Origin of the sequence: Micromonospora sp. NPDC093277 (assembly GCF_044765245.1) — a bacterium.
In the GTDB taxonomy this organism is placed as follows: domain Bacteria; phylum Actinomycetota; class Actinomycetes; order Mycobacteriales; family Micromonosporaceae; genus Micromonospora.
On record NZ_JBIWJO010000001.1, the window covers coordinates 823,765 to 850,045 of the forward strand.

The 26,281-nt window shown below is 72.6% G+C and carries 26 protein-coding genes; 20 read left to right on the top strand and 6 right to left on the bottom strand.

What is annotated here, in order from left to right; translation table 11 throughout:
* Positions 1-27 precede the first annotated feature (27 nt).
* The 6 genes from ACIRG9_RS03800 (at position 28) to ACIRG9_RS03825 (ending at position 4,970) form a co-directional block, all read left to right on the top strand.
* A complete protein-coding gene (locus tag ACIRG9_RS03800; RefSeq protein WP_402849634.1) occupies positions 28-321 on the top strand; it encodes a DUF503 domain-containing protein in 294 nt (97 codons plus the stop codon).
* Between the two features lie 206 nt (positions 322-527).
* Positions 528-1,016 carry a 30S ribosome-binding factor RbfA gene (gene rbfA, locus ACIRG9_RS03805; protein ID WP_402849637.1) on the top strand — a complete coding sequence of 163 codons (489 nt, stop codon included), beginning with the start codon at positions 528-530 and terminating at the stop codon, positions 1,014-1,016.
* Positions 1,013-2,059, top strand: a complete 1,047-nt coding sequence (locus tag ACIRG9_RS03810) for a bifunctional oligoribonuclease/PAP phosphatase NrnA (protein ID WP_402849640.1) — start codon at positions 1,013-1,015, stop codon at positions 2,057-2,059. Before rbfA ends, ACIRG9_RS03810 begins: the two co-directional genes overlap by 4 nt.
* Positions 2,060-2,124: 65 nt before the next feature.
* Positions 2,125-2,532 (top strand): hypothetical protein, encoded by a 408-nt coding sequence (locus ACIRG9_RS03815; RefSeq protein WP_402849643.1) that lies wholly within the window; start codon positions 2,125-2,127, stop codon positions 2,530-2,532.
* On the top strand, positions 2,532-2,741 hold the full coding sequence (locus ACIRG9_RS03820) for a DUF6186 family protein (RefSeq protein ID WP_402850258.1): 210 nt from the start codon (positions 2,532-2,534) through the stop codon (positions 2,739-2,741). The genes ACIRG9_RS03815 and ACIRG9_RS03820 overlap by 1 nt, the downstream gene beginning before the upstream one ends.
* Before the next feature lie 906 nt (positions 2,742-3,647).
* Positions 3,648-4,970, top strand: coding sequence for an MATE family efflux transporter (locus tag ACIRG9_RS03825; protein WP_402849646.1), 1,323 nt, complete (start codon positions 3,648-3,650; stop codon positions 4,968-4,970).
* Positions 4,971-4,982: 12 nt separating this feature from the next.
* Here ACIRG9_RS03825 and ACIRG9_RS03830 read toward each other — a convergent pair whose 3' ends face one another.
* On the bottom strand, positions 4,983-6,005 hold the full coding sequence (locus ACIRG9_RS03830; RefSeq protein ID WP_402849649.1) for a hypothetical protein: 1,023 nt from the start codon (positions 6,003-6,005) through the stop codon (positions 4,983-4,985).
* A gap of 90 nt (positions 6,006-6,095) precedes the next feature.
* Positions 6,096-6,431 (bottom strand): hypothetical protein, encoded by a 336-nt coding sequence (locus ACIRG9_RS03835; protein WP_402849652.1) that lies wholly within the window; start codon positions 6,429-6,431, stop codon positions 6,096-6,098.
* A 108-nt stretch (positions 6,432-6,539) separates the two neighbouring features.
* On the opposite strand from ACIRG9_RS03835, the gene truB reads away from it, so the two are divergent.
* From truB to ACIRG9_RS03870, 7 genes are all read left to right on the top strand, one after another.
* A complete protein-coding gene (gene truB, locus ACIRG9_RS03840) occupies positions 6,540-7,424 on the top strand; it encodes a tRNA pseudouridine(55) synthase TruB (protein WP_402849654.1) in 885 nt (294 codons plus the stop codon).
* Between the two features lie 42 nt (positions 7,425-7,466).
* The gene (locus ACIRG9_RS03845; protein WP_402849657.1) at positions 7,467-8,393 is read left to right on the top strand and encodes a bifunctional riboflavin kinase/FAD synthetase; all 927 of its coding nucleotides are present in this window, start codon (positions 7,467-7,469) and stop codon (positions 8,391-8,393) included.
* A gap of 241 nt (positions 8,394-8,634) precedes the next feature.
* Positions 8,635-8,904 (top strand): 30S ribosomal protein S15, encoded by a 270-nt coding sequence (gene rpsO, locus ACIRG9_RS03850; protein ID WP_402849659.1) that lies wholly within the window; start codon positions 8,635-8,637, stop codon positions 8,902-8,904.
* A 222-nt stretch (positions 8,905-9,126) separates the two neighbouring features.
* Entirely contained in the window at positions 9,127-11,490 is a 2,364-nt protein-coding gene (locus tag ACIRG9_RS03855) for a polyribonucleotide nucleotidyltransferase (protein WP_402849662.1), read from the top strand.
* A gap of 209 nt (positions 11,491-11,699) precedes the next feature.
* Complete coding sequence (locus tag ACIRG9_RS03860) at positions 11,700-13,067, top strand: M16 family metallopeptidase (RefSeq protein WP_402850261.1); 1,368 nt, start codon at positions 11,700-11,702, stop codon at positions 13,065-13,067.
* Positions 13,068-13,274: 207 nt separating this feature from the next.
* Entirely contained in the window at positions 13,275-14,048 is a 774-nt protein-coding gene (dapB, locus tag ACIRG9_RS03865) for a 4-hydroxy-tetrahydrodipicolinate reductase (RefSeq protein WP_402849664.1), read from the top strand.
* A gap of 89 nt (positions 14,049-14,137) precedes the next feature.
* Complete coding sequence (locus ACIRG9_RS03870; RefSeq protein ID WP_402849667.1) at positions 14,138-14,614, top strand: GNAT family N-acetyltransferase; 477 nt, start codon at positions 14,138-14,140, stop codon at positions 14,612-14,614.
* A 147-nt stretch (positions 14,615-14,761) separates the two neighbouring features.
* Here ACIRG9_RS03870 and ACIRG9_RS03875 read toward each other — a convergent pair whose 3' ends face one another.
* Positions 14,762-16,894 carry a glycogen debranching N-terminal domain-containing protein gene (locus ACIRG9_RS03875; RefSeq protein WP_402849670.1) on the bottom strand — a complete coding sequence of 711 codons (2,133 nt, stop codon included), beginning with the start codon at positions 16,892-16,894 and terminating at the stop codon, positions 14,762-14,764.
* Between the two features lie 144 nt (positions 16,895-17,038).
* Here ACIRG9_RS03875 and ACIRG9_RS03880 point away from each other — a divergent pair, with 144 nt between their 5' ends.
* The 4 genes from ACIRG9_RS03880 to ACIRG9_RS03895 all read left to right on the top strand — a co-directional run bounded on the left by ACIRG9_RS03880 (position 17,039) and on the right by ACIRG9_RS03895 (position 21,392).
* Complete coding sequence (locus tag ACIRG9_RS03880; protein WP_402849673.1) at positions 17,039-18,028, top strand: LacI family DNA-binding transcriptional regulator; 990 nt, start codon at positions 17,039-17,041, stop codon at positions 18,026-18,028.
* Positions 18,029-18,054: 26 nt separating this feature from the next.
* Complete coding sequence (locus ACIRG9_RS03885) at positions 18,055-19,302, top strand: extracellular solute-binding protein (RefSeq protein ID WP_402849676.1); 1,248 nt, start codon at positions 18,055-18,057, stop codon at positions 19,300-19,302.
* A gap of 79 nt (positions 19,303-19,381) precedes the next feature.
* On the top strand, positions 19,382-20,503 hold the full coding sequence (locus ACIRG9_RS03890; RefSeq protein ID WP_402849678.1) for a carbohydrate ABC transporter permease: 1,122 nt from the start codon (positions 19,382-19,384) through the stop codon (positions 20,501-20,503).
* A gap of 1 nt (position 20,504) precedes the next feature.
* Positions 20,505-21,392, top strand: a complete 888-nt coding sequence (locus ACIRG9_RS03895; protein WP_402849680.1) for a carbohydrate ABC transporter permease — start codon at positions 20,505-20,507, stop codon at positions 21,390-21,392.
* A 49-nt stretch (positions 21,393-21,441) separates the two neighbouring features.
* Here ACIRG9_RS03895 and ACIRG9_RS03900 read toward each other — a convergent pair whose 3' ends face one another.
* Together ACIRG9_RS03900 and ACIRG9_RS03905 are read right to left on the bottom strand one after the other, a co-directional pair.
* Positions 21,442-21,822 (bottom strand): VOC family protein, encoded by a 381-nt coding sequence (locus ACIRG9_RS03900; protein ID WP_402849683.1) that lies wholly within the window; start codon positions 21,820-21,822, stop codon positions 21,442-21,444.
* Positions 21,823-21,904: 82 nt separating this feature from the next.
* Positions 21,905-22,477 (bottom strand): GNAT family N-acetyltransferase, encoded by a 573-nt coding sequence (locus ACIRG9_RS03905; protein WP_402849685.1) that lies wholly within the window; start codon positions 22,475-22,477, stop codon positions 21,905-21,907.
* A 35-nt stretch (positions 22,478-22,512) separates the two neighbouring features.
* Here ACIRG9_RS03905 and ACIRG9_RS03910 point away from each other — a divergent pair, with 35 nt between their 5' ends.
* Entirely contained in the window at positions 22,513-23,814 is a 1,302-nt protein-coding gene (locus tag ACIRG9_RS03910) for a glycosyltransferase family 87 protein (protein ID WP_402849687.1), read from the top strand.
* Here ACIRG9_RS03910 and ACIRG9_RS03915 read toward each other — a convergent pair.
* The gene (locus tag ACIRG9_RS03915) at positions 23,713-24,264 is read right to left on the bottom strand and encodes a GNAT family N-acetyltransferase (protein WP_402849690.1); all 552 of its coding nucleotides are present in this window, start codon (positions 24,262-24,264) and stop codon (positions 23,713-23,715) included. The genes ACIRG9_RS03910 and ACIRG9_RS03915 overlap by 102 nt on opposite strands.
* A gap of 113 nt (positions 24,265-24,377) precedes the next feature.
* Between ACIRG9_RS03915 and ACIRG9_RS03920 the strand changes: the two genes are divergently transcribed.
* Together ACIRG9_RS03920 and ACIRG9_RS03925 are read left to right on the top strand one after the other, a co-directional pair.
* Positions 24,378-25,607: a winged helix-turn-helix domain-containing protein gene (locus tag ACIRG9_RS03920; RefSeq protein ID WP_402849692.1), complete on the top strand. Its 1,230-nt coding sequence runs from the start codon at positions 24,378-24,380 to the stop codon at positions 25,605-25,607.
* A 4-nt stretch (positions 25,608-25,611) separates the two neighbouring features.
* Positions 25,612-26,208, top strand: coding sequence for a DUF2752 domain-containing protein (locus ACIRG9_RS03925; protein WP_402849694.1), 597 nt, complete (start codon positions 25,612-25,614; stop codon positions 26,206-26,208).
* The last annotated feature ends 73 nt before the right edge of the window (positions 26,209-26,281 follow it).

Below are 26,281 nucleotides of genomic sequence, written 5' to 3' on the forward strand. Positions count from 1 at the left end.
CGCGGCTCTGCCGTACCGTTGCTCGCCGTGTACACGGGAACCGCGCACTTCGACCTGTTGCTGCCGGGGGACTCGCGGTCCCTGAAGGCCAAGCGTTCGTACGTCCGGCCGATCGTCGCCGCGCTGCGCCGGTTCGAGGTGTCGGCCGCCGAGGTCGGGGCGCTCGACCTGCACGGGCGGGCTGAGATCGGGGTGGCCGTGGTGGCCGCCGAGGCGGCCCACGTCCGCGAGGTGCTCGACTCCTGCGAGCGCCTGGTGGCCGCCCGCCCGGAGACCGAACTGCTGTCGGTCCGCCGCCGCCTCCACGGCCCCGAGGACTGAGCGCCGCACGTCGCATTCGGGCAGGCTGTTAGGAAGGGGCCCTTTATCCGCACGAGGCGTTAACAGGGGGCCCTTCCTTGCACCGGCGGCGCTGAGCGGCTGGCCGGGGCACGCGGGTAGTGTTCGAAGACGTTGGGGGGTCCGGACCCGGCGGCGCCCGCGCCGTCGTCTCCGGCCGAAAGTGGGAAGCCCTGGAGGTGGGGGACATGACGGATCCGGCCAAGGTACGCCGGCACGCGGAGCGTATCCGTGAACTGGTCGCGTCGGTGGTGCGGAGCCAGATCAAGGACCCCAGGCTCGGGATGATCACCATCACCGACGCCCGGATCACCGCCGATCTGCGCGACGCCACCGTCTTCTACACGGTGCTCGGGGACGCGGCGGCCCAGGCCAGCACCGCCGCCGCGCTGGAGAGCGCCAAGGGCATGCTGCGCAGCACGGTCGGCAAGGCCCTCGGGCTGCGCCACTCGCCGACCCTGACGTTCGTCCTGGACGACGTGCAGGACCAGGTCAAGCACATCGACGACCTGCTCGCGGCGGCCCGTAACGCCGACGCCGAGGTGCAGCGGCTGGCGGCCAAGGCCCAGTACGCGGGCGAGGCGCAGCCGTACCGGGTGGAGGACGAGGACGAGGACGCGGACGTCGAGGACGCCGAGTCCGGCGACGACGAGCCGCGCGGCGGCGACCGCCGGTGACCTCACCCGCCGTGGGCGGTACGCCGGCCGGTGCCGGCCCCACCGACACCGACTGGGCAGCCGCTCTCGCGGCGGTACGCGGGCTCTCCGCCGACGCGCGGGTGCTGCTGATCTGCCACGTCAACCCGGACGGGGACGCGCTGGGCAGCATGCTCGGCTTCGGGCTGGGCCTGCGCCGGTGGGGCGTACGGCACCTCCAGGCGACCTTTCCCGGGCCGCCGGAGGTGCCCGAGCCGTTCCGCTGGCTGCCCGGGCTCGACCTGCTGGTGCCGCAGGACGACGCGTACCCGGATCCGGACCTGGTGATCTGCTTCGACGTGGCGAGCGAGTCCCGGCTGGGCGACCTGGTCGACCGGCTGGACAAGGCCGGCGTGGCGCTGGTGCTGGATCACCACGCCTCGAACACCCGGTTCGGCGGCATCCACCTGGTGGACCCGCACGCGGCGGCCACCTCGGTGGTCGCCGAGGGGTTGCTGGAACGGCTCGGGGTATCGCTGGACGCGGAGATCGCCACCTGCCTCTACGTCGCGCTGAGCACGGATACCGGCTCGTTCCGCTTCGAGGCGACCACGCCCGAGGTGCACCGGATGGCGGCCCGGCTGCTGGCCACCGGCATCCGCCCGGGGGACATCTCCCGGCGGATCTTCGACACCCGCCCGTTCGGCGCGGTCCGGCTCTTCGGTGAGGTGCTGGGCCGGGCCCGGCTGGAACCGGCCGCCGCCGCCGGGCGCGGGCTGGTCTGGACGTACGCCACGCGGGACGACCTGGCCCGGTACGACCAGCCGGCGTACGTGCTGGAGGCGCTGATCGACTCGGTGCGCTGCACGGCCGAGGCGGACGTGAGCTGCGTGGTCAAGCAGGTTGGCTCGGGCGAGTGGGCGGTCTCGCTGCGCAGCAAGGGCGCGGTGGACGTGAGTCGGGTGGCGGTGGCGCTCGGCGGCGGCGGGCACCGGTTCGCGGCCGGCTTCACCGGGCGGGGCACGGTCGACGAGGTGCTGGGCCGGATCCGCGCCGAGTTGGGCGCTGCGCTGCTGACGGTCTGAGATCAGGGACGTTTCCGGGGCGTGCTGGTCTTCCCGCGCTCCGTGACGGTGAGGACAATCGGGTGATGGATCATTCCCGAGAGCTCACCGCCGAGGCGCCCCGAGCCTGGGACCGTCCGGCGGTCTCCGTGCCGGTGCTGATCTGTCTCTCCCTCGTGGGCGGCCAGCTACCGTCCTTCTCCGCCCAGGCCAACCTCTACACCCTGGGTACCGGTGGCGCGTTGATCTGGATCGGCCTGAGCAACCGGACGCCCCGGCGGCCCGCGCCGGGCCGGTTGCCGCCCGGAGCGGTCTGGTGGTTGCTGCCGGTCACCATCTTCGGGGTCTTCGAAGGGACGACCTTTGTGCTGAACGTCGGCGACGAGTTTCCCACCTTCTCCCGGCTGGCCGACCCGTTGCTGGAGGACCCCCTGGTTCGTTCCGCGGCCTGGTTCGCCTGGCTGTCCGCGTTCTGGGGGCTGGTCCGCCGATGATGCGAACCCTGGCGATCGGCGGTTTCCTGACCGCGCTGCTGCTCTTCGCGGCCATCGAGTGGGCCGCCCGGCGGGAGGATTCACGGATCCCGTCGCTCGCCGACGTGTGCGCCTTCGTCATGCGCTACGAGGTCGGCCCGGTGCCGGTCGGCCGGATCGGCTTCTTCGGCTTCTGGTGGTGGCTCGGGTGGCACTTCCTGGCCCGCTGACGACGGCTCCGGTGACAGCTTCGGACGCGGTCAGCGGGCCGCGCCCGGACTCCGTGCCCAGCGTGATCCACTCCGTGTCCCGCAAACGGCGGTATCCGCCGCCCGCTGTGACCACCACATCCCGCACCTGGAGTCGATCAAGGGCGGTTGTCCGTATCGCGGGAACAGGGGGCAGCATGTGGAAAGTAAACGTTAACTTAGGAGAGGTTCAGCGCTTCGGCGCTGGTCATGGGCGGTGGCGCCACACCCGGTGCCGCCTCCCGCCAGGGTCAGGCCGACCCGCGTTCACGCTGTCAGGCGAGCTGCCCCGGTGATCCCGGACCGCCGCCCCGGCGCCCAGCAGAACCGATGGCTCCAGCCGGCGAATTGCGCCGAGCCGGAGTCTGTCGGCCCATCGGGCCACCGGGCACCTGTGGTCCCGCACCCGGGAAGGGAACTCCCATGGCGACCAAGCGCAAGCCGCAGACCGAGACCACCACCGACGAGGCGCGCGAGCAGATGCGCCGCGCGCTGCAGACCTCGATGGACACCCGTCAGTGACGGTTGCCGCCCGGCGCTGACGCCGCAGCCACGGCGTCACCGCCGGCCCGCAATCCGTGCTGCGGATGAAGTGCCCCTGGCGGCCCGCAGTCTGTGCTGCGGATGAAGTGCCCCTGGCGGCCCGCAGTCTGTGCTGCGGATGAAGTGCCCCTGGCGGCCCGCAGTCCGTGCTGAGCATGAAGTGCCCCTGGACCTCCCGATCGTCCGGTGCGCCGCACCCTGATCATCCCCAGCGCCTGGGCCGGCACGAGCCCCCTCGCCCGCGAGACCACCATGCCCACCTGCCCCCGCGCCGAGCCACGCCACGTGCGGTAAGTGGTGTAGTGGGTTGTGTTCCTTACGGGGGGCGTGTCAGGATCGGGCGCGATGAGTCAGACCCTTCCCGCCACCGATGCCGCGTCGCCGCGCCGGATCGCCGCGCTCGCCCTGCCGGCGCTCGTGGTGCTCGCCGCCGAACCGCTCTACGTCCTCGTCGACACGGCGGTGGTCGGCCACCTGGGCCGTGTTCCGCTCGCCGCGCTCGCCGTCGGCGGCACGGTGCTGACCCTGACCGCCTGGCTCGGCACCGTCGTCGCGTACGGCACCACGGGGCGGTCCGCCCGGCGGTTCGGCTCCGGGGACCGGGCCGCGGCGGTCGCCGAGGGAGTCCAGGCGTCCTGGCTCGCCCTCTCCGTCGGGGTGCTGGTGGCGCTCGCCATCCAGATCGGCGGTGGATGGCTGGCGCGTACCCTCGTCGGCGGTTCGGGCGAGGTGGCCGACGCCGCCGCGAACTGGCTGCGGATCGCGGCGCTCGGCGCGCCCGGCCTGCTGGTGGCCGCCGCCGGCAACGGCTGGCTGCGCGGCGTCCAGGACACCCGCCGCCCGCTGCTCTTCGTGCTCGCCCCCAACCTGCTCTCCGCGCTGCTCTGCCCGCTGCTGGTCTACCCGGTCGGACTCGGCCTGGTCGGCTCGGCGGTGGCGAACTCGGTCGCGCAGACCATCTCCGGCGGCCTGTTCGCGGCGGCGCTGGTGCGCGAGCGGATCTCCCTGCGTCCCCGGCCGCGGCTGATCCGCCAGCAACTAGTGCTCAGCCGCGACCTGCTGATCCGGGGCGTCGCCTTCCAGGCGAGCTTCCTCTCCGCCACCGCCGTCGCCGCCCGGTTCGGCGCCGCCGCGGTCGGCGCCCACCAGATCGCCGTACAGCTGTGGTTCTTCACGGCGCTGGTGCTGGACGCCCTCGCGATCGCCGCGCAGTCGCTGATCGGCGCGGCGCTCGGCGCCGGCGACGCGGCCGGCGCCCGCGCCCTGGCCCGCCGGATCGCGCTGCTCGGCGGGGCCTGCGGCGTGGCCTTCGCGGTGCTGATCGCCGCCGGCGCCGGCCTGGTGCCATCCTGGTTCAGCTCCGATCCACAGGTACGCGAGCAGGCGATGGTCGCCTGGCCGTGGTTCGTCGCGCTCCAGCCGATCGGCGGGGTGGTCTTCGCGCTCGACGGGGTGCTGATCGGTGCCGGCGACGTCGGCTACCTGCGCAACCTCACCATCGTGGCGGCGGTGGGAGGCTTCCTGCCCGCCATCTGGCTGGCCTACGGGCTCGACCTCGGGCTGGGCGGCATCTGGGCCGGGCTGACGCTGTTCGTGGCGCTCCGGCTGGTCGCCCTGCTGCTGCGGCTGCGCTCCGGCGGCTGGGCGGTGGTCGGCGCGATCCGCTGACCACCGTTGCAGTCAACAGGATTCGCCGTCGCCCGGCTGCCAGCCCGGATCGTAGATGTCGCCGGTCGGCCCCGGCTTCGGACGCCGGAGCGGGGCAAAGCGGTCGTAATCCAGGGCGAGGTAGCCCTTCTCCAACGCGTCGCACGGCGCGTTCGCGACGTTCACCGCGACCGAGCCGATCCAGAGGCCCCGGGACGAGGCGCGTACGTCGTCCGGGTGGGGGAACTGCCATACCACTTCGTCGCGCACGGTTACCAACTCGGCGCCGGGCGGGTACTTCTGCGCCTGGAACAGGTCGAACGAGTAGACCCAGATGAACCGGGTGGTGATGGCCAGCACGCGAATGCCGTCGTCGAGGGTCATGACGGTGTATTCGATGGTGCCACGGGCGCGGATCCCGTTCTTGGGCACGAAGTCGGGGTCGGCGTCACGGCGGATCCGGGTGGCGTAGCCGAGGCTGGCGCCCTGGGCCACGTCATCGGTGACCCCGGCCCGCGCGTCGGGGGCGAGCCGGGCGAGGAACGCCTTCGGGTCGCCGTAGAGCATGTCCTTGTCAAGGCGGCCCTCGACCAGCGCCGCCCGGACGCCGGACAGCGCGTCCGCGACCTGCTGCTGAGTGAACGGGCCCGTCGCCCGGGCGGCCGGTAGGACGATGGCCTTCTCGCCCTCGGCGAAATGCTCGGCGGGCGTGTCGAGGTACACGCCCAGGGTGTTGCCGTCCGCGTCGACCGGCCTTGGCGCAGCCTCGGTCGAGGCGGGTCCGCCGAGTACCACCTCGCCCCGGTGGACCTTGTCCACGAAGCGCCAGCCTGTGGTGCCGGCGAAGCCGAGGAGGCCGACGATCAGCAACAGGCCGACGCCGCCGAGCAGCTTCCCGCTGTGTCGCTCCCAACCGAGGTGCAGCCGTTCCCGCCGGGTCAGTTCGTGCTCCTGAACCGGATGGCGCATCCAGTCGGGGACCTTGACCGCCTCGACGGAGGCGAACATCTCGTCGAAGCGGCGCGACGGCTCGGGATTCTGCTGGTCGTCGGTCATTCCGGTTCCTGTGGTGGCGCGTCGAGTGGGCGGATGATCTTCGCGCGCGAGCCGTCGGCAGGACATGCCGGCGCCGTGAGCGGTTCGGCGTCAGAGCATGCGTTGGGTGATCATGTAGAACAGGTACCACGTGCCGACCACCAGGCACGTGGCCACCACCAGGACGACGAAGAACGACACGATCGCGGAGACCACCGGGTGGCGCTCGCTGAACCGGCTGCGGTCCCGCCACCTCCAGAGCCGGTGCCGGGCCGCCCGCAGGGCCGGCACCCCGTCCACGAATCCGGAGAGACGGCGGCCGAGAGTGCGGCGCGGCGGCTCCGGATTGCGCATCCATTCGGGTAGCTCGACCCGCGCCCGGTGCGCCTGCGACGACGATCGGGTGGGCGAGGAGTCCCCGACGGGGCGACGCGGCGGTTCGGACATGACGGTTCCCTGGACGGAGGCAGCGAGGGCGGTTGATCTTCGCACGTCGTCGCGCGCTGTGCCATCCCGTTCCAGGCCGAGGACCGGCGTCTGGCAGGCTTGGCGGTCGTGAGCACAGACGGTCTGATCGTGGTCGACAAGCCCGGCGGGATGACGTCGCACGACGTGGTGGCACGGATCCGGCGGCTGGCGCGTACCCGGCGGGTGGGGCACGGCGGCACGCTGGACCCGATGGCCACCGGGGTGCTGGTGATCGGCGTGGGGCGGGCCACCCGCCTGCTCACCTATGTGATCGGTGCCGGCAAGAGCTACACCGCGACGATCCGGCTCGGCCAGGCCACGGTCACCGACGACGCCGAGGGCGACGTGATCGCCACCACGGCGACCGCCGGTGTGACCGACGACGCGATCCGGGCCGCGCTCGCCGCCCAGACCGGCGAGATCGACCAGGTGCCGAGCGCGGTCAGCGCCATCAAGATCAATGGACAGCGGGCGTACAAGCGGGTCCGCGAGGGAGAGAGCGTCGAGCTGCCCGCCCGACGGGTCACCATCTCCCGGCTGGACGTCCTGGCGGTCCGCCGGGAGACCCCGGACGTGGTGGACGTGGACGTGGACGTGACCTGCTCGTCCGGGACGTACATCCGGGCCATCGCCCGGGACGCGGGCCTGACGCTCGGGGTCGGCGGCCACCTGACCGCGCTGCGCCGCACCGCCGTGGGCGGCTTCGCCCTCGCCGAGGCGGCCACCCTGGACACGCTCGAGGAACGCGCCCCCGACGTGGTCAACCTTCCGCTGGCCGCGGCCGCCGAGCGGTTCTTCCCGCGCCGGGACGCCAGCGGCGACGAGGCGAAGATCCTCGCCCACGGCGGCCCGCTCGACGCGGCCGGCATCACCGGCCCGTACGCCGTCTTCGGACCCGACGGCGGGTTGATCGCTATCGTCAGCGAGCGGGACGGGCGGGCCCGCGCGGAGATCGTGCTGGCCCCGGCCTGAGAACGTAGGACGGGAAGCGCGGCGGAACAGGGGGAGGTCTGCATGCAGCGGTGGCGCGGGTACGAGGCGGCACCCGGGGGCTGGGGGCGCTCGGTGGTCACCATCGGCGTCTTCGACGGGGTGCACAAGGGACACCAGGCCACCATCGGCCACGCCGTGGCACACGCCCGTGAGCTGGGAGTCAAGTCGGTGGTGGTGACCTTCGACCCGCACCCGGCCGAGGTGGTCCGCCCCGGCTCGCATCCCGCGGTGCTCACCGAACCGGCCCGCAAGGCGGAACTGATCGAGGCGCTCGGCGTCGACGTGCTCTGCGTGGTGCCGTTCACCCCGGAGTTCTCCCGGCTGCCGGCCGAGGCGTTCGTGCACGACATCCTGGTCGAGCACCTGCACGCGGCGCAGGTGGTGGTCGGCGACAACTTCCGGTTCGGGCACAAGGCGGCCGGCGACGTGGCCCTGCTGGAGCGGCTGGGCCGCACCTTCGGCTTCGGGGTGGAGGGCGCGCCGCTGGTGGCCGAGGCGGGGACGGTCTTCTCCTCCACGTACATCCGGTCCTGCGTCGACGCGGGCGACGTGGCCGCGGCGGCCGTCGCGCTCGGTCGCCCGCACCGGGTCGAGGGCGTGGTGGTCCGCGGTGACCAGCGCGGACGCGAGCTGGGCTACCCGACGGCCAACCTGCTGACCCACCGGTACGCCGCGGTCCCCGCCGACGGCGTGTACGCCGCCCGGCTGGTGCGTCGCGGGCGGGAGCCGCTCGCGGCAGCCGTCTCCATCGGCACCAACCCGACCTTCTCCGGCCGGGAGCGCCGGGTGGAGGCGTACGTGCTCGACTTCTCCGGCGACCTCTACGGCGAGCGACTGGCCCTGGACTTCGTGGCGCACCTACGGGAACAACGGACGTACGACTCGATCGAGCCGTTGCTGGCCCAGATCGCCGAGGACGTCGAGCGGACCCGCCTGGTGCTCGGCTGAGCCCGCCGGCCACCCCCCGGCGCGGCCCTTCACCGGCCGCCGCGCGGCCCTTCACCGGCCCGGCGCGCGGCCCTTCACCGGGTGGTTCCCGACCGGGCTGGTAGTCTGGCGGGGACGTCGGCTGACCGACGTGGGGCCTCGCGTGCCTGCACGACGCCGCGGGTGCGAGGACCGGTCCGTTCCCCGGTCGCCCCGAGCGACCCGACGGACCTCATCGAATGACCCACGAAACAGGGAGAACATGGCGCTCGACCAGGAGTCCAAGGCCAAGATCCGCGCGGAGTACGCGACCGTCGAGGGCGACACCGGCTCGCCCGAGGTGCAGGTCGCGGTCCTCACCAAGCGGATCGCCGAGCTCACCGAGCACCTGAAGGTGCACAAGCACGACCACCACAGCCGCCGCGGGCTGCTGCTGCTGGTCGGCCGTCGCCGTCGGCTGCTCAACTACGTTCAGAAGAAGGACATCAACCGCTACCGGTCGCTCATCGAGCGACTCGGCCTGCGCCGGTGACCTGACGGGGGAGTGGCCGCACGGCCGCTCCCCCGCTCCGGTACCACTGAGAGAACCGGGCCACGCGACCACCCGAGAGGGAGCCGGTCGGCGTACCGGTCTCCGGTAGTGGCCTCCGGGCACCCCGGCATCCGCCGGTCACCCGGGCGCTTCGATCGAAGACCGGCCGTCTGAGCAGCTCCCGCGTCGTGGGCCCCCGATGCGAAGGAGCATTGCCGCACCATGACCGAGAACCGACTCGGCACCGAATCCCGCACCGCCACGATCGACAACGGGGCCTTCGGCACCCGTGAGATCACCTTCTCCACCGGCCGGCTGGCTCGTCAGGCCGCCGGCTCCGTCATCGCCCAGCTCGGCGAGACGGTCGTCCTCTCCGCCACCACGGCCAGCAAGCAGCCGCGGGAGCAGTTCGACTTCTTCCCGCTGACGGTGGACGTCGAGGAGCGGATGTACGCCGCGGGCCGCATCCCCGGCTCGTTCTTCCGCCGCGAGGGCCGGCCCAGCGAGGACGCGATCCTCACCTGCCGGCTGATCGACCGGCCGCTGCGCCCGTCCTTCGTCAAGGGCCTGCGCAACGAGGTCCAGGTCGTCGAGACCGTCCTCGCGCTCGACCCGCAGCACCCGTACGACGTCGTGGCCATCAACGCCGCCTCGATGTCGACCAAGCTCTCCGGCCTGCCGTTCTCCGGCCCGATCGGGGCCACCCGGATGGCGCACGTCGACGGCCAGTGGGTCGCCTTCCCGACCTACGAGGAGCTGGAGCGGGCCACCTTCGACATGGTGGTGGCCGGCCGAGCCCTGCCGGACGGCGACGTCGCGATCATGATGGTCGAGGCCGAGGCCACCGAGCACACCGTGAAGCTGGTCGCCGGCGGGGCCACCGCCCCGACCGAGGAGGTCGTCGCCAGCGGCCTGGAGGCCGCCAAGCCGGCCATCCGGGAGCTGTGCCGGGCGCAGAGCGAGCTGGCCGAGGTGGCCGCCAAGCCGGTCGCCGAGTTCCCGATCTTCCTGGAATACCTGGACGACGCGTACGAGGCGGTCGCCGAGGTGGCCCGTGGCGAGGTCGCCGAGGCCCTGAAGATCGCCGGCAAGCACGACCGCGAGGAGGCCCTCGACCGGGTCAAGGCCAAGGTCGTCGAGGAGGTCGGCCCGCGCTTCGAGGGCCGGGAGAAGGAGCTCTCCGCCGCTTTCCGGTCGCTGACCAAGTCCGAGGTCCGCAGCCGGGTGCTGCGCGAGCAGGTCCGCATCGACGGTCGTGGCCCGCGTGACATCCGCCCGCTGACCGCCGAGGTCGGCGTGCTGCCGCGGGTGCACGGTTCGGCGCTCTTCGAGCGCGGCGAGACCCAGATCCTGGGCGTCACCACGCTGAACATGCTGCGCATGGAGCAGTCGCTGGACACCCTCTCCCCGGAGAAGTCCAAGCGCTACATGCACAACTACAACTTCCCGCCGTACTCGACGGGTGAGACCGGCCGGGTCGGTTCGCCGAAGCGGCGCGAGATCGGCCACGGTGCCCTCGCGGAGCGGGCGCTCATCCCGGTGCTGCCGTCGCGCGAGGAGTTCCCGTACGCGATCCGGCAGGTCTCCGAGGCGCTGGGCTCCAACGGGTCCACCTCGATGGGTTCGGTCTGCGCCTCGACGCTGGGCCTGCTGTCGGCCGGTGTGCCGCTGAAGGCCCCGGTCGCCGGCATCGCCATGGGCCTCATCTCCGACGAGGTCGAGGGCAAGACCCAGTACGTGACGCTGACCGACATCCTCGGTGCCGAGGACGCGTTCGGTGACATGGACTTCAAGGTCGCCGGCACCCGGGAGTTCGTCACCGCGCTCCAGCTCGACACCAAGCTCGACGGCATCCCGTCGGACGTGCTGGCCGCCGCGCTTCAGCAGGCGCACGAGGCCCGGCAGACCATCCTCGACGTGATGCAGTCGGCGATCGAGGCCCCGGCCGCGATGAGCGACTACGCGCCGCGGGTCACCACCGTCAAGATCCCGGTCGACAAGATCGGCATGGTGATCGGCCCGAAGGGCCAGACCATCAACGCCATCCAGGACGAGACCGGCGCCGAGATCTCCATCGAGGACGACGGCACGATCTACGTCGGCGCGACCAACGGCCCCTCGGCCCAGGCCGCGGTCGAGCGGATCAACGCGATCGCCAACCCGACCCTGCCGAAGGTCGGCGACCGGTTCCTCGGCACCGTGGTGAAGACCGCCGCGTTCGGCGCCTTCATCTCGCTGCTCCCGGGCCGCGACGGCCTGCTGCACATCTCCAAGGTGGGCGACGGCAAGCGGGTCGAGAAGGTCGAGGACTTCCTCAACGTCGGCGACAAGGTCGAGGTGGAGATCGCCGACATCGACCAGCGCGGCAAGATCTACCTGGACAAGGTCCGCCCGGAGGGCGCCGAGGCGCCGGCCGAAGGTGAGGCCGCCGCCGAGCGTCCGGCCGGCCGGGACCGGGGCGACCGTGGTCCGCGCGACCGGGGTGACCGCGAGCGCGGCAGCCGTGGCCCGGAGCGGGGCGAGGGCGGCGAGGGCGGCGAGGGCGGCGGCGACTCCCGTCCGCGTCGCCGGACCCGGCACAGCTGATGCACGACGGCCGGGGCGACGCCGACGGTGTCGCCCCGGCCGTCGACAACTCCGGCCCGGCGCGCTCGACGCCGCGCCGTGGCCCGGAGCCGGCACCCCTGATCTGAGCCGTCGGTCCTGATCAAAGCACCACCCACCCCTCGTCAAACTGGAAGCAGGTTTTCGTGAGTCGGACCCGGCGTGCGTCTTCTCCTGCGGGCCGACGGGGGGTGGTGCCGCCCGGTGCCGTCCGGCACGCCGCCGGGGGCACCCGGTCCGTCGGCGGGTCGGCCCGCGCGGTCACCCGTACGCTCAGCGACGACCCGCTGGGCGGGACCGTACGCCGTACCGTGCTGCCCAGCGGGCTGCGGGTGCTCACCGAGGCGATCCCCGCGATGCGCAGCGTCTCGTTCGGCATCTGGGTGGCCGTCGGCTCCCGCGACGAGACGGGGCCGCAGGGAGGCGCCGCGCACTTCCTGGAGCACCTGCTCTTCAAGGGCACCCAGAAGCGCAGCGCGCTGGACATCTCCTCGGCGATCGAGGCGGTGGGCGGTGAGACCAACGCCTTCACCACCAAGGAATACACCTGCTACTACGCCCGCGTGCTGGACGAGGACCTGCCGCTGGCCATCGACGTCATGTGCGACCTGGTCGCCGACTCGGTGCTCTACGACGCCGACGTGGAGACCGAGCGTGGCGTGATCCTCGAAGAGATCGCCATGCACGACGACGAGCCGGGCGACGAGGTGCACGACCTGTTCGCCCGCGCCATCTACGGCGACCACCCCCTCGGCCGGTTGATCTCCGGCACCGAGGAGACGGTCACCCCGATGACCCGCCGGCAGATCCAGAGCTTCTACCGCCGCCGGTACACCCCGCCGCAGATCGTCATCGCCGCCGCCGGCAACCTCGACCACGCCGCCGTGGTCAAGCTGGTCCGGCAGGCGCTGCGCGGCAGCCCGCTGGACACCGACCCGGCGGTGCCGGCCCCGCACCGTCCGGCCGCCCCGGCGGTACGCACCAAGCCGGCCACCACCCTGGTCGAACCGAAGGAGACCGAGCAGGCACACGTGATCCTCGGCTGCCCCGGCATCGACCGTATTGACGATCGACGTTTCGCCCTCGGGGTGCTCAACAACGTCCTCGGCGGTGGCATGTCGAGCCGGCTGTTCCAGGAGATCCGCGAGCAGCGCGGCCTCGCGTACTCGGTCTACTCGTACGCCAGCCAGTACGCCGACAGCGGCCTGTTCGCCGTCTACGCCGGCTGCGCGCCGGGCAAGGTGGACGAGGTGCTGGAGCTGACCCGGGCGGAGCTGCGCCGGGTGGCCGCCGAGGGGATCACCGAGGCCGAGTTGGCCCGGGGCAAGGGGATGAGCAAGGGCTCGTTCGTCCTCGGCCTGGAGGACACCGGGTCCCGGATGAGCCGGCTGGCCAAGGGTGAGCTGCTCTACGGTGACCTGATGCCGGTGGACGAGCTGCTCGCCCGGGTCGACGCGGTGACCCTGGACGATGTGAACGGCCTCGCCGCCGACCTGCTCGGCCGGCCGATGTCCCTCGCGGTCGTCGGCCCCTTCGAGGAGTCCGCCTTCTCGGCCTGACCCGACCCCGCCCGGCGTGGCTGGCCCCGCCCGGCGTGGCTGGCCTGCCCGGTCCGGCCCGGCTGGGGTGCGCGGGTTGCGGCAAGTGGTGGTCTCCGGCGCCGCCGAGACCACACGTTGCCGCATACCGCGTCGATCATGGACTCCTGGTGGGACAGCGCCGGTCCCGCCGGAGGACCGCGTCCCGATTGGGATAGGTTGTGCCCCGTGACTGACGAGCAGGAGACGAGTCCGACCGAGCCGATCCGGGTCGGCGTGCTGGGCGCCCGGGGCCGGATGGGCGTGGAGGTCTGCAAGGCGGTCGACGCGGCTGCCGACCTGGACCTGGTGGCGATGATCGACCAGGGGGACGGGCTGTTCGCCGCCTCCGACGCCGGTGCCGAGGTGGTCGTCGACTTCACCACCCCCGACGTCGTCATGGACAACCTGCGCTGGTGCATCGACCAGGGCATCAGCGCGGTGGTGGGCACCACCGGCTTCACCGGGCAGCGGCTCGATCAGGTGCGTGGCTGGCTGGCGCGTAAGCCCGGGGTGGGTGTGGTGATCGCCCCCAACTTCGGTATCGGCGCGGTGCTGATGATGCAGTTCGCCGCCCGCGCGGCCCGGCACTTCGAGTCGGTCGAGATCGTCGAGCAGCACCACCCGCGCAAGCTGGACGCGCCCAGCGGCACCGCCACGCACACCGCGCGGCTGATCGCCCAGGCCAGGGCCGAGGCCGGTCTCGGGCCCGCGCCCGACGCCACCCGGGACGAGGTGCCGGGTGCCCGCGGCGCCGACATCGACGGGGTACGCGTGCACGCCGTCCGTGCCACCGGTCTGGTCGCCCATCAGGAGGTGCTGTTCGGCACCACCGGCGAGACGCTGACCATCCGACACGACTCGTACGACCGGGTTTCGTTCATGCCGGGCGTGCTGCTCGCCGTGCGTGAGGTGCGCAACCGTCCGGGCCTCACCGTCGGCCTGGACGCCCTGCTCGACTGAACCTTCCCGGCTGCCGCGGCGGGCTGACCGGCCGTGCGGTGCGGTGAACTGTGTCGCCGGGTGAGCGGCGCGGGCCTAACGTGGCCTGTGTGATCGAATCTGCGCTCCACGACCGTGCCGGCCGGCGGGTGACCCTGCGGCCGGTCGACGACGACAACTGGCGGGGCGTGGCCGACGTCGCACCCCGCGACGACCAGCGTGTCTGGGTGCCCGCCCTCGCCGCCCGCTACCTGGTGCTGACCATGCGCTCGGATGTCTGGACCTCGCTGGCCGTGTACGCGGACGAGACGGTGGTCGGGCACGTCATGTGGGGCGTGGATGACGACGGTTCCCGGTGGATCGGCGGCATGGTGATCGACGCCGCCGAACAGGACCGGGGCGTCGGCCGGGCCGCCGTGCGTACCCTCGCCGACTGGCTGGCCGCCCAGGGCGCCCCGGTCCGGCTCAGCTACCACCCCGACAACACCCCCGCCGCCGCCCTCTACACCTCCCTGGGCTTCCACCCCACCGGCGCCATGGACGACGACGAACTCATCGCCGAACTAACCCCCACCCACCCCGCCTAACCCCACCCAGCCAGCCCCACCCACCCTCCCCACCCCGCCGGCCTGCGGTGATCAAGGAGTTTGCGTCGCGGAGGAGCGATCTCCTGACGCAAACTCCTTGATCAACCAGGTGAGCGGCGGGGTGGGGAGGGTGGGGGTGGGTGGGGGTCAGGGGTTTGTGGGGGTGGGGGAGAGGGGGGTGTGGGTGCCGCGGCGGGGGGCTGGGATGGGGAGGGTGGTTGTCACGGTCAGGTCGGCGGGGATGCCGGTGACCGTCGGGTGGCCGGCGCGGTCGACGTCCACGGTGACCGGGGCGCCGGCGATCCGCAGGCCGCCAGCGGCGAGCGCGCCCAGCTCCGGGCCGGCCAGCGGGCGGATCTCCACCCGGCCGCCGGGCACGTCCGGGTAGAGGCCGACGCCGGCCTGGAGCAGGGCCACGGCGGCCGCCGCCGACCACGCCTGCGGCCGGCACGCCGCCGGGTAATCCACGGGGCGGCCGAGCAGCGCCCGATCGTCGCCGCCGTACAGCTCGGGGAGGCGGTAGTCGAACGCCTCGGCGGCGCCGAGCAGGCCGTCGGCGAGGCGCAGCGCGGCCTCGGCGAAGCCGGCCCGGGCCAGCCCGCCGAGGACGATCGCGGTGTCGTGCGCCCAGATCGAACCGCAGTGGTACGACAGCGGGCTGAACCCGGCGTCGTCGCTGGACATGGTGCGCAGCCCGAAGCCGCCGGCCAGTGCCTCCGTGGACAGCAGCGCCGCGACCTGCGCCGACTCGCTGTCCGACAGCAGCCCGGTGCCGAGCAGGTGGCCGATGTTGCTGGTCAGCGAGTCGACCGGCCGCTTGTCCCGGTCGAGCGCGAGCGCGGGCTGTGGGCCGTACCGGCCGTCGACCCAGAACGCGGCGCGGAACCGCCGGGCGAGCTGGTCGGCGTGTTCCCGCCAGCGGTCGGCGCCGGGGCGCTGGAAGGCGTCGAGCAGGTCGGCCCCGTTCGCCGCCGCCTGGTACGCGTACCCCTGCACCTCGGCCAGCACGATGGGCGGCTGGGCCAACCGGCCGTCCCGGAAGCGGACCGCGTCGCCGGAGTCCTTCCAGCCCTGGTTGGCCAGGCCCCGGCCGGTGGTGTCGACGTACTCGACGAAGCCGTCGCCGTCGGCGTCGGCGTGCTCGCCGAGCCAGTGCAGCGCCGCCTCCAGGTGCGGGAGCAGGGGCTCGACCTGGTCGGCCGGCAGACCCCAGCGCCAGGCGTCGTGCAGCAGGTTGACCCAGAGCATGGTGGCGTCGACCGTGCCGTAGTACGCGGGCGGCAGGCGTAGCTCGTGGGCCGGCAGGGCGAACTCGTGCCGGCGCAGCTCGTGCAGGATCTTGCCGGGCGCCTCACCGGTGTCCGGGTCGAGCCGGGTGCCCTGCCGGCGGGCGAGGACCCGCAGCGTTCCGGCGGCCAGTTCGGTGCCGAGCGGCAGCATCATCCGGGCGGCCCAGAGGCTGTCCCGGCCGAACAGGGTGAGGAACCAGGGCACGCCGGCGCCGAGGAAGACGTCCTCGGGGTGCGCGGGGTCGGTCAGCCGCAGCCCGCGCAGGTCGGCCAGGGAGCGGTCGAGCAGGCGGACCAGGCGGCGGTCGTCGGCGTGGACCTCGGGTACGGACCAGTCCGGGCCGACCGGCGGGGCGGCCACGACTGCCTTCGGGTCGGTGACGGCGAGCCGCCAGCGCAGCGTGACGGACCCGCGGGGGGCCAGCTCGACCGGCCAGCTGAGTCGGGGCGCGGCGGCGCGGTCGCCGGCCGCGTCCACGGTGGCCGCCTCGCCGGTCACCGTCACGACGAGGCCCTCGGCGGCCCACTCGACGCGGCCGGGTTCGCCGGCCTTCGCCTCCAGCGGTGATCCGCCGCCGCCGGACTTGACCAGCTCGATCGGGGCGAGGTCGCAGCCGAGGTCGACGCTGACCGTGGCCCGGACCGGGACGGCGGCGGTGGACGTGACGTGCAGTTCCTCGGTGAGGCCGGACGGGCCGGCCTGCCGGGTCCGGTCGATCCGGACGGTCGGGTCGGCTCCGGGGTCGCCGAGCCAGCGGACCAGGCTGACGAAGCGGGCTCCGTGCGGGCCGTCGGCGCCGCGGGTCACCGCCTCCGGTTCCCGGTCGTCGACGCGCAGCTCGGCCCGGGACAGCACCCGGGCGTCGGCGTGGAAGACGCCCTGGACACCGCTCGGCCGGATCTGACCCGCCGTGTCGCCCAGCGCGCTGGTCGGGGCGTGCACCACTCCGACCAGGTCATGCAGCAGGGGTTGGAGTTGGCGTTCGGACAAGAGGAACTCCTGGTGCTGATCGGTGGCCGGGACGTCTTGACAGAAGCCGTCGGCCGGGTGCAAAGTGCGAAACATTCCAGAAACTTGAACGATCTAATCCTGCCCCATCGGAGTTGGATCGTTCAAGGTGGCGAGAGGGATTTCGTGGCTGAAAAGGTGACCATCGCGACGGTGGCCCGGCACGCCCAGGTGAGCCGGCAGACGGTCTCCAACGTGCTCAACGCGCCGCACATCGTCCGCGAGGAAACCCGCCAGCGGGTGCAGGAGGCGATCTCCGTCCTCGGCTACCGCGCGAACCAGGCCGCCCGGCAGATGCGGACCGGGCGCTCCCGACTCATCGCGGTCCGGATCGAGCCCACCCAGGACGGGATCAACGGCTCGGTGCTCGACCGGTTCCTGCACGGGCTCACCGAGACCGCCGACGCCGCCGGCTACCGGGTCCTGCTCTACTCCGCCACCGGCGACGACCACGAGATCGCCACCTTCGACGACCTGCTCGGCGCGTACGACCTGGACGGGTTCGTGCTCACCGGCACCGACCACGGCGATCCGCGTACCGCCTGGCTGGCCGAACGGGGCGTGCCGTTCGTCACTTTCGGCCGCCCCTGGGACGCCCCCGACGCCCACCCCTGGGTCGACGTCGACGGCGCCGCCGGCACCGCGCAGGCCACCCGGCGGCTCCTCGACACCGGCCACCGCCGAGTCGCCTTCATCGGCTGGCCGGAAGGCTCCGGCGTCGGCGACGACCGGCGCGCCGGCTGGCGTACCGCGATGACGGCGGCCGGCCTCGACGGCGCCGCGGCGCACCGCGCGACGGAGGACGGCATCGACCAGGGCGAACGGGAGACGCGCGAGCTGCTCGCCGCCGACGAACCGCCGACCGCGGTCGTCTGCGTCAGCGACTCCCTCGCACTCGGCGCCCTCCGCGCCGTCCGCGACACCGCGATCCCGGTCGCCGTCACCGGTTTCGACGACACCCCGGTGGCCGCCGCGATCGGGCTGACCAGCGTCAGCCAGCCGCTCGCGGCCGCCGCCGCCCGCTGCGTCGAGCTGCTCACCGGAGTGCTCGACGGCCAGCCCACCGACCCACATGCGCTGCTCAGCCCCACGCTCGTGCTCCGGCACACCGCGTGATCAACATCCCCCACCAGGAGAATGAGATGACACCTCGGACCCTCACCCGGGCCACGGTGGCCGGCCTCGCCGCCGTCGCCCTCTTCGGCTCCGCCGCCTGCGGCAGCGGCTTCGACGACTCCGGCAAGGACACCAAGCAGTCCAGCGGCCCGGCCAACCTCCAGATCATGATCGGCTCCTCGGGTGACGCCGAGACCAAGGCCGTGCAGGACGCCGCCGCGAAGTGGGCCTCCTCGTCCGGCAACAGCGCGACCGTCACGCCGGCCCAGGACCTCACCCAGCAGCTCGGCCAGGCGCTCGCCGGTGGCACCCCGCCGGACGTCTTCTACGTCGACGCGACCCGGTTCGCCGACTACGCCAGCGTCGGCGCCCTCGAGCCCTACGGCGACAAGGTGAGCAACAAGGACGATTTCTACGAGAGCCTGCGCAGCACCTTCACCTACGACGGCAAGCTCTACTGCGCGCCGAAGGACTTCTCCACCCTCGCCCTCGAGATCAACACCGACCTGTGGGCGAAGGCCGGCCTGACCGACGCCGACGTGCCGACCACCTGGGACCAGCTCACCGCGGCCAGCCAGAAGATCAAGGCGAAGGGCATGGTGGCGCTGGCCCTCGGCGACACCCGGGACCGGATCGGCGCGTTCATGGTGCAGAACGGCGGCTGGCTGATGAGCAAGGACGGCAAGCAGCCCACCGCGGACACCCCGGAGAACGTCGAGGCCCTCGAGTACGTGAAGACCCTGCTCACCAGCGGCTACGCGAAGTTCCCGAAGCAGCTCGACGCCGGCTGGTCCGGTGAGGCGTTCGGCAAGGGCAAGGCCGTGATGACCATCGAGGGCAACTGGATCAAGGGTGCCCTGCAGAACGACTTCCCGAACGTGAAGTACAAGGTCGTCCCGCTGCCGGCCGGCCCGAAGGGGCAGGGCACCCTCTCCTTCACCCAGTGCTGGGGCATCGCGGCCAAGTCGCAGTACAAGGAGCAGGCCATCAAGTTCGTCGAGGCGATGACCGCCGGTGACCAGCAGATCGCCTTCGCCAAGGCGTTCGGGGTCATGCCGTCCCGGCAGTCTGTCCGCGACCAGTACACCAGCGAGTTCCCGGCGGACACCCCGTTCATCGAGGGTGCCGCGTACGGCCAGGGCCCGGTGAACGCCCCGAAGATGGACAGCGTCCTGCGCGACCTTGAGGCCGGCCTGCAGGGCCTGGCCAGCGGCGACCCGAAGGCGATCCTGGGCAACTTCGACAAGAACGCCAAGGCGGCGCTCGGCGGCTGAGGTGAAAGGAGGGCCCCTTGTTGACCCTGTGCGTTAATAGGGGGCCCTTCCTTACACCTCCCCCGGAAGAGGAGGGGAGATGGCAACGGAGGCGCTCGCCGCCCAGGCCAGCACGCCGTCTGGCCCGTCGCGCCGCCTTGGCGGTGGCGGCATCCGCGGCAACGAGAACATCGCCGGCTGGCTGTTCGTCACGCCGGTGATCGTGATTCTCGGGCTCTTCCTGCTGCTGCCGATCCTGATGGCGCTCTTTGTGAGCCTCACCGACTGGAACGGCCAGGGCAGCCCGTTCACCGGCGACGTGCCGTTCGTCGGCAGCAGGAACTACACCCGGCTGTTCGCCGAGGACGGGCTCGCCCGCCGGGACCTGATGACCAGCATCCGCAACAACATCTACTACGTCGCGATCGTGGTGCCGGCGCAGACCGTGCTCGCCCTTGGTCTCGCGCTGGTGGTGAACAACCGGATGCTCAAGGGGAAGGGCTTCTTCCGCAGCGCCTTCTACTTCCCCTCGGTCACCAGCTCGGTGGCGATCAGCGTGGTGTTCCTGTTCCTGTTCGCCAACTCCGGCGCGGTCAACAACCTGCTCGGCCTGTTCGGCATCGACGGGCCGGAGTGGTTCGCCGACTCCCGCGGGGTGCTGCACCTGCTGCTCGGCAAGGTCGGGGTGGACTCGGCGCCCGCCGCGCTCACCTCCGGCGGCCCGCTCGGCCTGACCTGGTGGGACTGGCTCTCCGGACCGAGCGTCGCGATGACCTCGATCATCTGCCTGGTGATCTGGACCACCTCGGGCACCTTCATGCTGATGTTCCTCGCCGCGCTGCAGAACGTGCCGGAGGCGCTGGACGAGGCCAGCATGATCGACGGGGCCAACCGCTGGCAGCGGTTCCGTCACGTCACCCTGCCGCTGATCAAGCCGACCACCTTCCTGGTGCTCACCCTCGGCCTGATCGGCTCCTGGCAGGTCTTCGACCAGGTGTACGTGATGAGCCAGGGCGATCCGGCCAAGACCACGCTCACCCCGGCGTACCTGTCGTACCGGACCGCCTTCGTGGACTTCAACTACGGCCCCGGCGCGGCGATCTCGTTCGTGTTGTTCCTGATCATCATCGTGCTCACCCTGTTCCAACGCCGGGTGCTGGCCGAGCGGGACGAGTCCCGACGCGGCCGGTGGCGGCGGCGACGCGTACCGGAGGGGTCCTGACATGGCCGTGCTGACCGACCGGCCGGCAGCGCCCGTCGCGCGCCGCGCCGGCAGCGCGCCGCGCACCCTGGTCAACCGCATCCTGGGGTACGCGGTCCTGATCTTCTTCGGGCTGGTCTTCCTCTACCCGTTCGTCATCCAGCTCGGCAACTCGTTCAAGACCGAGCCGGACGCGGCGGCCAACCCGCTCTCGCCGGTACCCGATCCGGTGACGCTGGCAGGCTTCGAGCGGATCTTCGCCGGCACCAACTTCCCGCTCTGGCTCGGCAACTCGCTGCTGGTCACGGTGCTGGTCACGCTCGGCCGGATCTTCTTCGACTCGCTCGCCGGCTACGCGCTGGCCCGGCTGCGCTTCCGGGGCCGGGCCGGGCTCTTCGCCGCGGTCATCGCGGTGATGGCGGTGCCCGGCGTGGTGCTGCTGATCCCGAAGTTCCTGGTGCTCAAACAGCTCGGCCTCTACGACAGCTACGCGGGCCTGGTGGTGCCGCTGCTCGCGGACGCGGCCGGGGTGTTCATCATGAAGCAGTTCTTCGAGTCGATCCCGGTCAGCGTCGAGGAGGCGGCCCGGATCGACGGGGCGGGCGTCTTCCGCACCTACTGGTCGGTGGTGCTGCCGATGGCGAGACCCGCGCTGATCACGCTGACCATCCTGTCGTTCCAGAGCTCCTGGAACGAGTTCCCGCACAGCCTGGTCTCGGTGCAGGACCCGCACCTGTTCACCCTGCCCCGAGGGCTGGCCGACCTGGTCAGCGGCTCGCTCGGCAAGGGCACCCAGTATCCGCTCAAGCTCGGCGCGGCGCTGCTGGCCACCATCCCGGTGGCCGTGCTGTTCGCGGTCTTCCAGCGCTACTTCGTGCGCGGCGCCAACGAGGGCGCCGACAAGGGCTGACCACGCCGCCGGCGGTCCCGCCAGCCGCGCCGGGACCGCCGGCCGTGGCTCAGCCCTGCTCGAGAACCGACATCACGTTGCCGGCCGGATCGGTGAACCAGGCGATGGACGGCCCGTTGCCCCGCATGATCCCCTTGTCGTCCTGCGGCATGCCGTCGTACCTCTCGAACCGCACGCCCCGCGCGATCAGTTCGTCCACTGCGCGGTCGATGTCGTCGACCGGGAAGTTGAGCACGGTGAAGGTCGCCGGCGTGTGATTGGGCTTCGGATAGACCAGCACCGGCCGGTCCCCGGCGAGGTGCAGCGTCAGCAGGCCGCCCATCGCCTCGTCGCGAGACACCCGCAGCCCGAGGGTGTCGGTGTAGAACCGCTCCGCGCGGTCGGTGTCGTCCACCGAGAATCCGCTGAACGCCTTCGTGTCCCTGAACATGGTCCGCTCCTTCCAGTGCCGCCCGATGACTCGCTTCCCGTCGTGCCTACCAGGCAGGTGCGACAGGCGGGGCGGGAAGGCGTCAGGCCGGCTCGGCCGGCACGGCGACGTGCAGGCGGAGCTGGGGGACCAGCATGTCGTCGACGTCCAGCGCGCGGGCCGCGCCGTCCGCCTCCCAACCGGTCGAGGCGAGGAACTTCCGGGTCGCCGCGTCCGCGTCGAACGCCCAGGCCACCGCGCGGCTGAAGCCGTCGGTGCGCCAGTGGTCGACGGCGGCGGCGAGCAGCCGGCTGCCGTGCCCGCGCCGGCCCCAGCGCGGCTCGACCAGCAGGTCGGTGACCGCGGCCACCCCGTCGCCGAGCGCTTCGGCCGGCTCGCCCGGCGCGAGTGCCTCGGCGTCGGCAGGTCCGGCCGCGATGAACCCCACCAGATACGATTGCTCGGCCTGCTCGACGGCGACCAGCACGCGGTGCGCGCCCGAAGGCGGCTCCTGCACCGCCGCGCTCCACCGCCGGGCGAGGTACGCCTCGTCCAGGTTGTCGAGCACGTGTCGGGGCAGGATCCGGCGGTACGCGACCCGCCAGGTCGCGAGCTGGATGCGTGCGATCTCGTCGGCGTCGTCCGGACGCGCCGGACGGACGTACCCTGCAGCCATGGCACGTGAGCCTACGCAGGGCTAGGGAGGCGACGGTGGCGCAGGGTGCCAGGCGGACGGCAGGGCAGGTCGTCGCCGTGGTGGTGCTCGCCGTCGCGGTGGCCGCCTTCCTGTCGGAGGCGGCCGTGCGGCACGGCTTCTTCGACCTCAGGGTCTACTACGGCGCGTTGAACTGGTGGGTGCACGACGGCGGGGAGATCTACGACTATCTCAAGGCCGGCACCCAGTACGGCTTCACCTACCCGCCGTTCGCCGCGTTGGTCATGCTGCCGATGGCGTACCTGTCGTGGCACACCGCGATCACGGTGAGCGTGGTCGCCACCGTGCTGGCCAGCACCGTGGTCATCTGGTGGCTGCTCGACCCGATCGCCCGCCGCTGCGGCTGGACCCGCTGGTTCGCCCTCGCGGTGGCGCTCTGCCTGGCCGCCGCGTACGAGCCGATGCGGGAGACGGTCAACTTCGGCCAGGTCAACATGCTGCTGCTCTTCCTGGTGGCGGCGGACCTGCTGCGGCTGGTGCCGGCGCGCAGCCGGTGGGCCGGGGTGGGCATCGGACTGGCCACCGCGATCAAACTGACCCCGGGCATCTTCATCGTCTACCTGCTGGTCACCGGGCGCTGGCGGGCCGCGTTCATCGCGATGGGCGCGGCTGCCGGGGCCACCGTGCTCGCCGGCGCGCTCTTCCGGGACGCCTCCCGCGAGTTCTGGACCTCGGCGCTGTGGAACACCGACCGGGTGGGCGAGCTGTCGTTCATCTCCAACCAGTCGCTGCGCGGGACGGTCGCCCGGCTGGACCCGGCACACCCGAGCACCGTCGCCTGGCTGGTGCTGGTGCTCGCCACCCTGGCCGTATGGGTGTGGCGCTCCCGCGCCGCGGCCGCCGCCGACGACGAGGCCGCCGGCCTGGCGCTGACCGGCGTCACCATGTGCCTGGTCAGCCCGGTGACCTGGGTGCACCACCTGGTCTGGCTGCTGCCCGCGCTGATCCTGCTGGTCGACCACGGCATGGCGGCCCCCGCGCGTGGCCCCCGGCGCGTCGTCCTGCTGGCCGCCGCGACCATCGGGTACGGGTTCCTGACCAGCCGGGTCGTCTGGTCCTGGGAGGAGAACTTCGGCGGGATCGACGGCTTCCTCGGCAGCAACACCTACGTCTGGATCAGCCTGGCGCTGCTGCTCGGTCTGCCGATCCGCCGCCCGGCCACGCCGATCCGTCGCGCACCCCACCAGCGGCGCGGCTCAGCCGTCGAGACGGGCGGTGTACCGCAGCTCACGGAGCCGCACCGGGTCCCGCCCACCGGAGAGCGGCACCGGATAGGTGGACTCCTCGCCGTCCGGTGACAGCCCGGCCCGCTCGTAGAAGCGGCGGGCCCGGGCGTTGTCGGCGAGCACCCAGAGCCGGTACTCCGCCCAGCCCCGTTCGGCCAGGCCGGCCCGGGCCGCCGCGAACAGCTCCTGGCCGGTGCCGGTGCCCCAGTACGCCGGCTCGACGTACACCGCCAGGATCTCGCCGTACCGGTCGTCGAGGTCGCCGCGGTCCTGGTTGTTCCGGTACGGCCCGAAGGTGGTGAATCCGGCGACCACCCCGTCGGCTTCGGCGAGCAGGGTGGCGAACGGGTGCTCCGGGTCGGCGGTGCCGAGGTCCCGGCGGCGCTGTGCCCAGGCGGCCGGGTTCAGCCGGCGTAGCACCTCGTCCGGCATGATCCCGGCGTAACCGGTCTGCCAGCCGTGCACATGCACCCGGGCGATCGCCTCGGCGTCGTCGGGCTCCTCCCGGCGGATGGTGAGCACCTGTCTGTTCTATGCCCCGGCGGCCGGCGGGTCCAGCGTCCGCCCCGGCGCGTCCGACGCCCTGCCGCGATCTGGAGCCGCCGTGTCGTACCCGTGGACTAGGGTGCCCGGCGATGACCGCACCGGAATCGCTCTCGCTCGCCCAGGCCCGCCGGGTCGCCCTTGCCGCCCAGGGCTTCGCCGACCCGGCTCCCGCCGGGGTGCCCACCCGGCGGCACCTGCGTCGGGTGCTGGACCGGGTCGGCCTGATCCAGATGGACTCGGTCAACGTCCTGCAACGGGCCCACTACCTGCCGCTCTACAGCCGGCTTGGGCCCTACCCGACCGCTCTGCTCGACACCGCCGCCTACCGCCGCCCCCGGCAGCTCTTCGAATACTGGGGGCACGAGGCGTCGCTGGTCCCCGTCGAGCTGCACCCGGCGCTGCGCTGGCGGATGGCCCGGGCCCGCGACGAGGCGTGGGGCGGGATGCGCAGGATCGTCCAGGAGCAGCCCGAGCTGGTCGCCTGGGTCCGCGACGAGGTGGCCGCCCGGGGCCCGCTCACCGCGGCCGAGATCGAGCACGACGCGCCCCGAGAGACCGGCAACTGGGGCTGGAACTGGTCGGCCGTCAAACGGGCGCTGGAGTTCCTGTTCTGGGCCGGCGAGGTGACCGCCGCCGAGCGCACCACCTCCTTCGCCCGCCGCTACGACCTGCCCGAACGGGTGCTGCCGGCCGAGGTGCTCGACGCCACCACCCCGAGCGACGCCGACGCCCACCGCACGCTGGTGGCGGTCGCCGCCGGGGCGCTGGGCGTGGCGGCCGAGCCGGAGCTGCGCGACTACTTCCGGCTGCCGGTGGCCGGGGCGCGGCGGGCGATCGCCGAGCTGGTCGAGGCGGGAGAGCTGACCCCGGTCGAGGTGCAGGGCTGGCGGCAGCCGGCCTATCTGCACGCGCAGGCCCGGCTGCCCCGCTGGGTCCGCGGCAACACCCTGGTCAGCCCGTTCGACCCGCTGGTCTGGGAGCGGGCCCGCGCCGAGCGGCTCTTCGGCTTCACCTACCGCATCGAGATCTACGTGCCCGCACCCCAGCGGGTGCACGGCTACTACGTGCTGCCGTTCCGGCAGGGCGAGCGGTTTACCGCCCGGGTCGACCTGAAGGCCGACCGGAAGGCCGGGGTGCTGCTGGTGCCGGCCGCCTGGGTGGAGCCCGGCGTCGACCCGGGAGAGACCGCGGTGGCGCTCGCCGCCGAGCTCTACCGGCTCGCCGGCTGGCTCGGCCTGGACGCGGTCGCCCCGCCGGTCGCTGGCGATCTGGCGCTCCCGCTGGCCGCCGCCCTGACGAGCCTGGCGGGTGTACGGTGAGCGCGTGACGAGCGTTGACCGGCCGGCCGCCGCGCCGGACTCGCAGGCGGTCTCCGTCCCGCCCCCGACCGTGGCCACGGCGCACGTCGAAGGCGCGGCTGCCGAACCCGGTTCGGCGATCTGGCCCGCCGGGGCGGCCTACCAGCCCGTCGAGCCGGACCGGTTCACCCGCTTCGTGTTGCGGCTGCACGCCCGGGCCCCGCGCTGGGCGGTGCCGCTGGCCGCCGTGGGCTGCGTCGGCCTCGGCATGGCGTACGCGCTGCTGAGCAACCCCACCCACAGCGACCCGGACGCCCCGCCGACGTGCCTGCTCAAGCTCACCACCGGGCTGGACTGTCCGGGCTGCGGCGGCACCCGGGCCCTGTGGTACGTGCTGCACGCCGACCTGCCGGCCGCCGCCCGGCACCACTTCGTCTTCGTCTTCTCGCTGCCCTTCCTGGCATATTTCTTCGTCGTCTGGGCCGGGAACCAGGCGTTCGGCTGGCGGCTGCCGGAGCTGCGGCTCAGCCCGAAGGTGCTCGGCGGCTTCCTCGCCGCGTGGCTCGCCTTCTCGGTGGTGCGCAACCTGCCCTGGGCCCCGTTCACCTCGCTCTACGTCTGACCGGGTCGCGTCGCCGCCGTGGCCGCGGCGCTGGTGGTGCCGCGTTTCACCTCCCGCGCGCCCAACTTTCCCC

Bases quoted from the DNA above. Each gene is read 5' to 3' on its own strand.
- ACIRG9_RS03825 (WP_402849646.1), top strand. From the start codon at position 3,648: ATGAGTCAGACCCTTCCCGCCACCGATGCCGCGTCGCCGCGCCGGATC.
- ACIRG9_RS03920 (WP_402849692.1), top strand. From the start codon at position 24,378: ATGACCGCACCGGAATCGCTCTCGCTCGCCCAGGCCCGCCGGGTCGCC.
- ACIRG9_RS03820 (WP_402850258.1), top strand. From the start codon at position 2,532: ATGCGAACCCTGGCGATCGGCGGTTTCCTGACCGCGCTGCTGCTCTTC.
- ACIRG9_RS03855 (WP_402849662.1), top strand. From the start codon at position 9,127: ATGACCGAGAACCGACTCGGCACCGAATCCCGCACCGCCACGATCGAC.
- ACIRG9_RS03900 (WP_402849683.1), bottom strand. From the start codon at position 21,822: ATGTTCAGGGACACGAAGGCGTTCAGCGGATTCTCGGTGGACGACACC.
- ACIRG9_RS03905 (WP_402849685.1), bottom strand. From the start codon at position 22,477: ATGGCTGCAGGGTACGTCCGTCCGGCGCGTCCGGACGACGCCGACGAG.
- ACIRG9_RS03835 (WP_402849652.1), bottom strand. From the start codon at position 6,431: ATGTCCGAACCGCCGCGTCGCCCCGTCGGGGACTCCTCGCCCACCCGA.
- ACIRG9_RS03815 (WP_402849643.1), top strand. From the start codon at position 2,125: ATGGATCATTCCCGAGAGCTCACCGCCGAGGCGCCCCGAGCCTGGGAC.
- ACIRG9_RS03895 (WP_402849680.1), top strand. From the start codon at position 20,505: ATGGCCGTGCTGACCGACCGGCCGGCAGCGCCCGTCGCGCGCCGCGCC.
- rpsO (WP_402849659.1), top strand. From the start codon at position 8,635: ATGGCGCTCGACCAGGAGTCCAAGGCCAAGATCCGCGCGGAGTACGCG.
- ACIRG9_RS03845 (WP_402849657.1), top strand. From the start codon at position 7,467: ATGCAGCGGTGGCGCGGGTACGAGGCGGCACCCGGGGGCTGGGGGCGC.
- ACIRG9_RS03885 (WP_402849676.1), top strand. From the start codon at position 18,055: ATGACACCTCGGACCCTCACCCGGGCCACGGTGGCCGGCCTCGCCGCC.
- rbfA (WP_402849637.1), top strand. From the start codon at position 528: ATGACGGATCCGGCCAAGGTACGCCGGCACGCGGAGCGTATCCGTGAA.
- ACIRG9_RS03830 (WP_402849649.1), bottom strand. From the start codon at position 6,005: ATGACCGACGACCAGCAGAATCCCGAGCCGTCGCGCCGCTTCGACGAG.
- ACIRG9_RS03890 (WP_402849678.1), top strand. From the start codon at position 19,382: ATGGCAACGGAGGCGCTCGCCGCCCAGGCCAGCACGCCGTCTGGCCCG.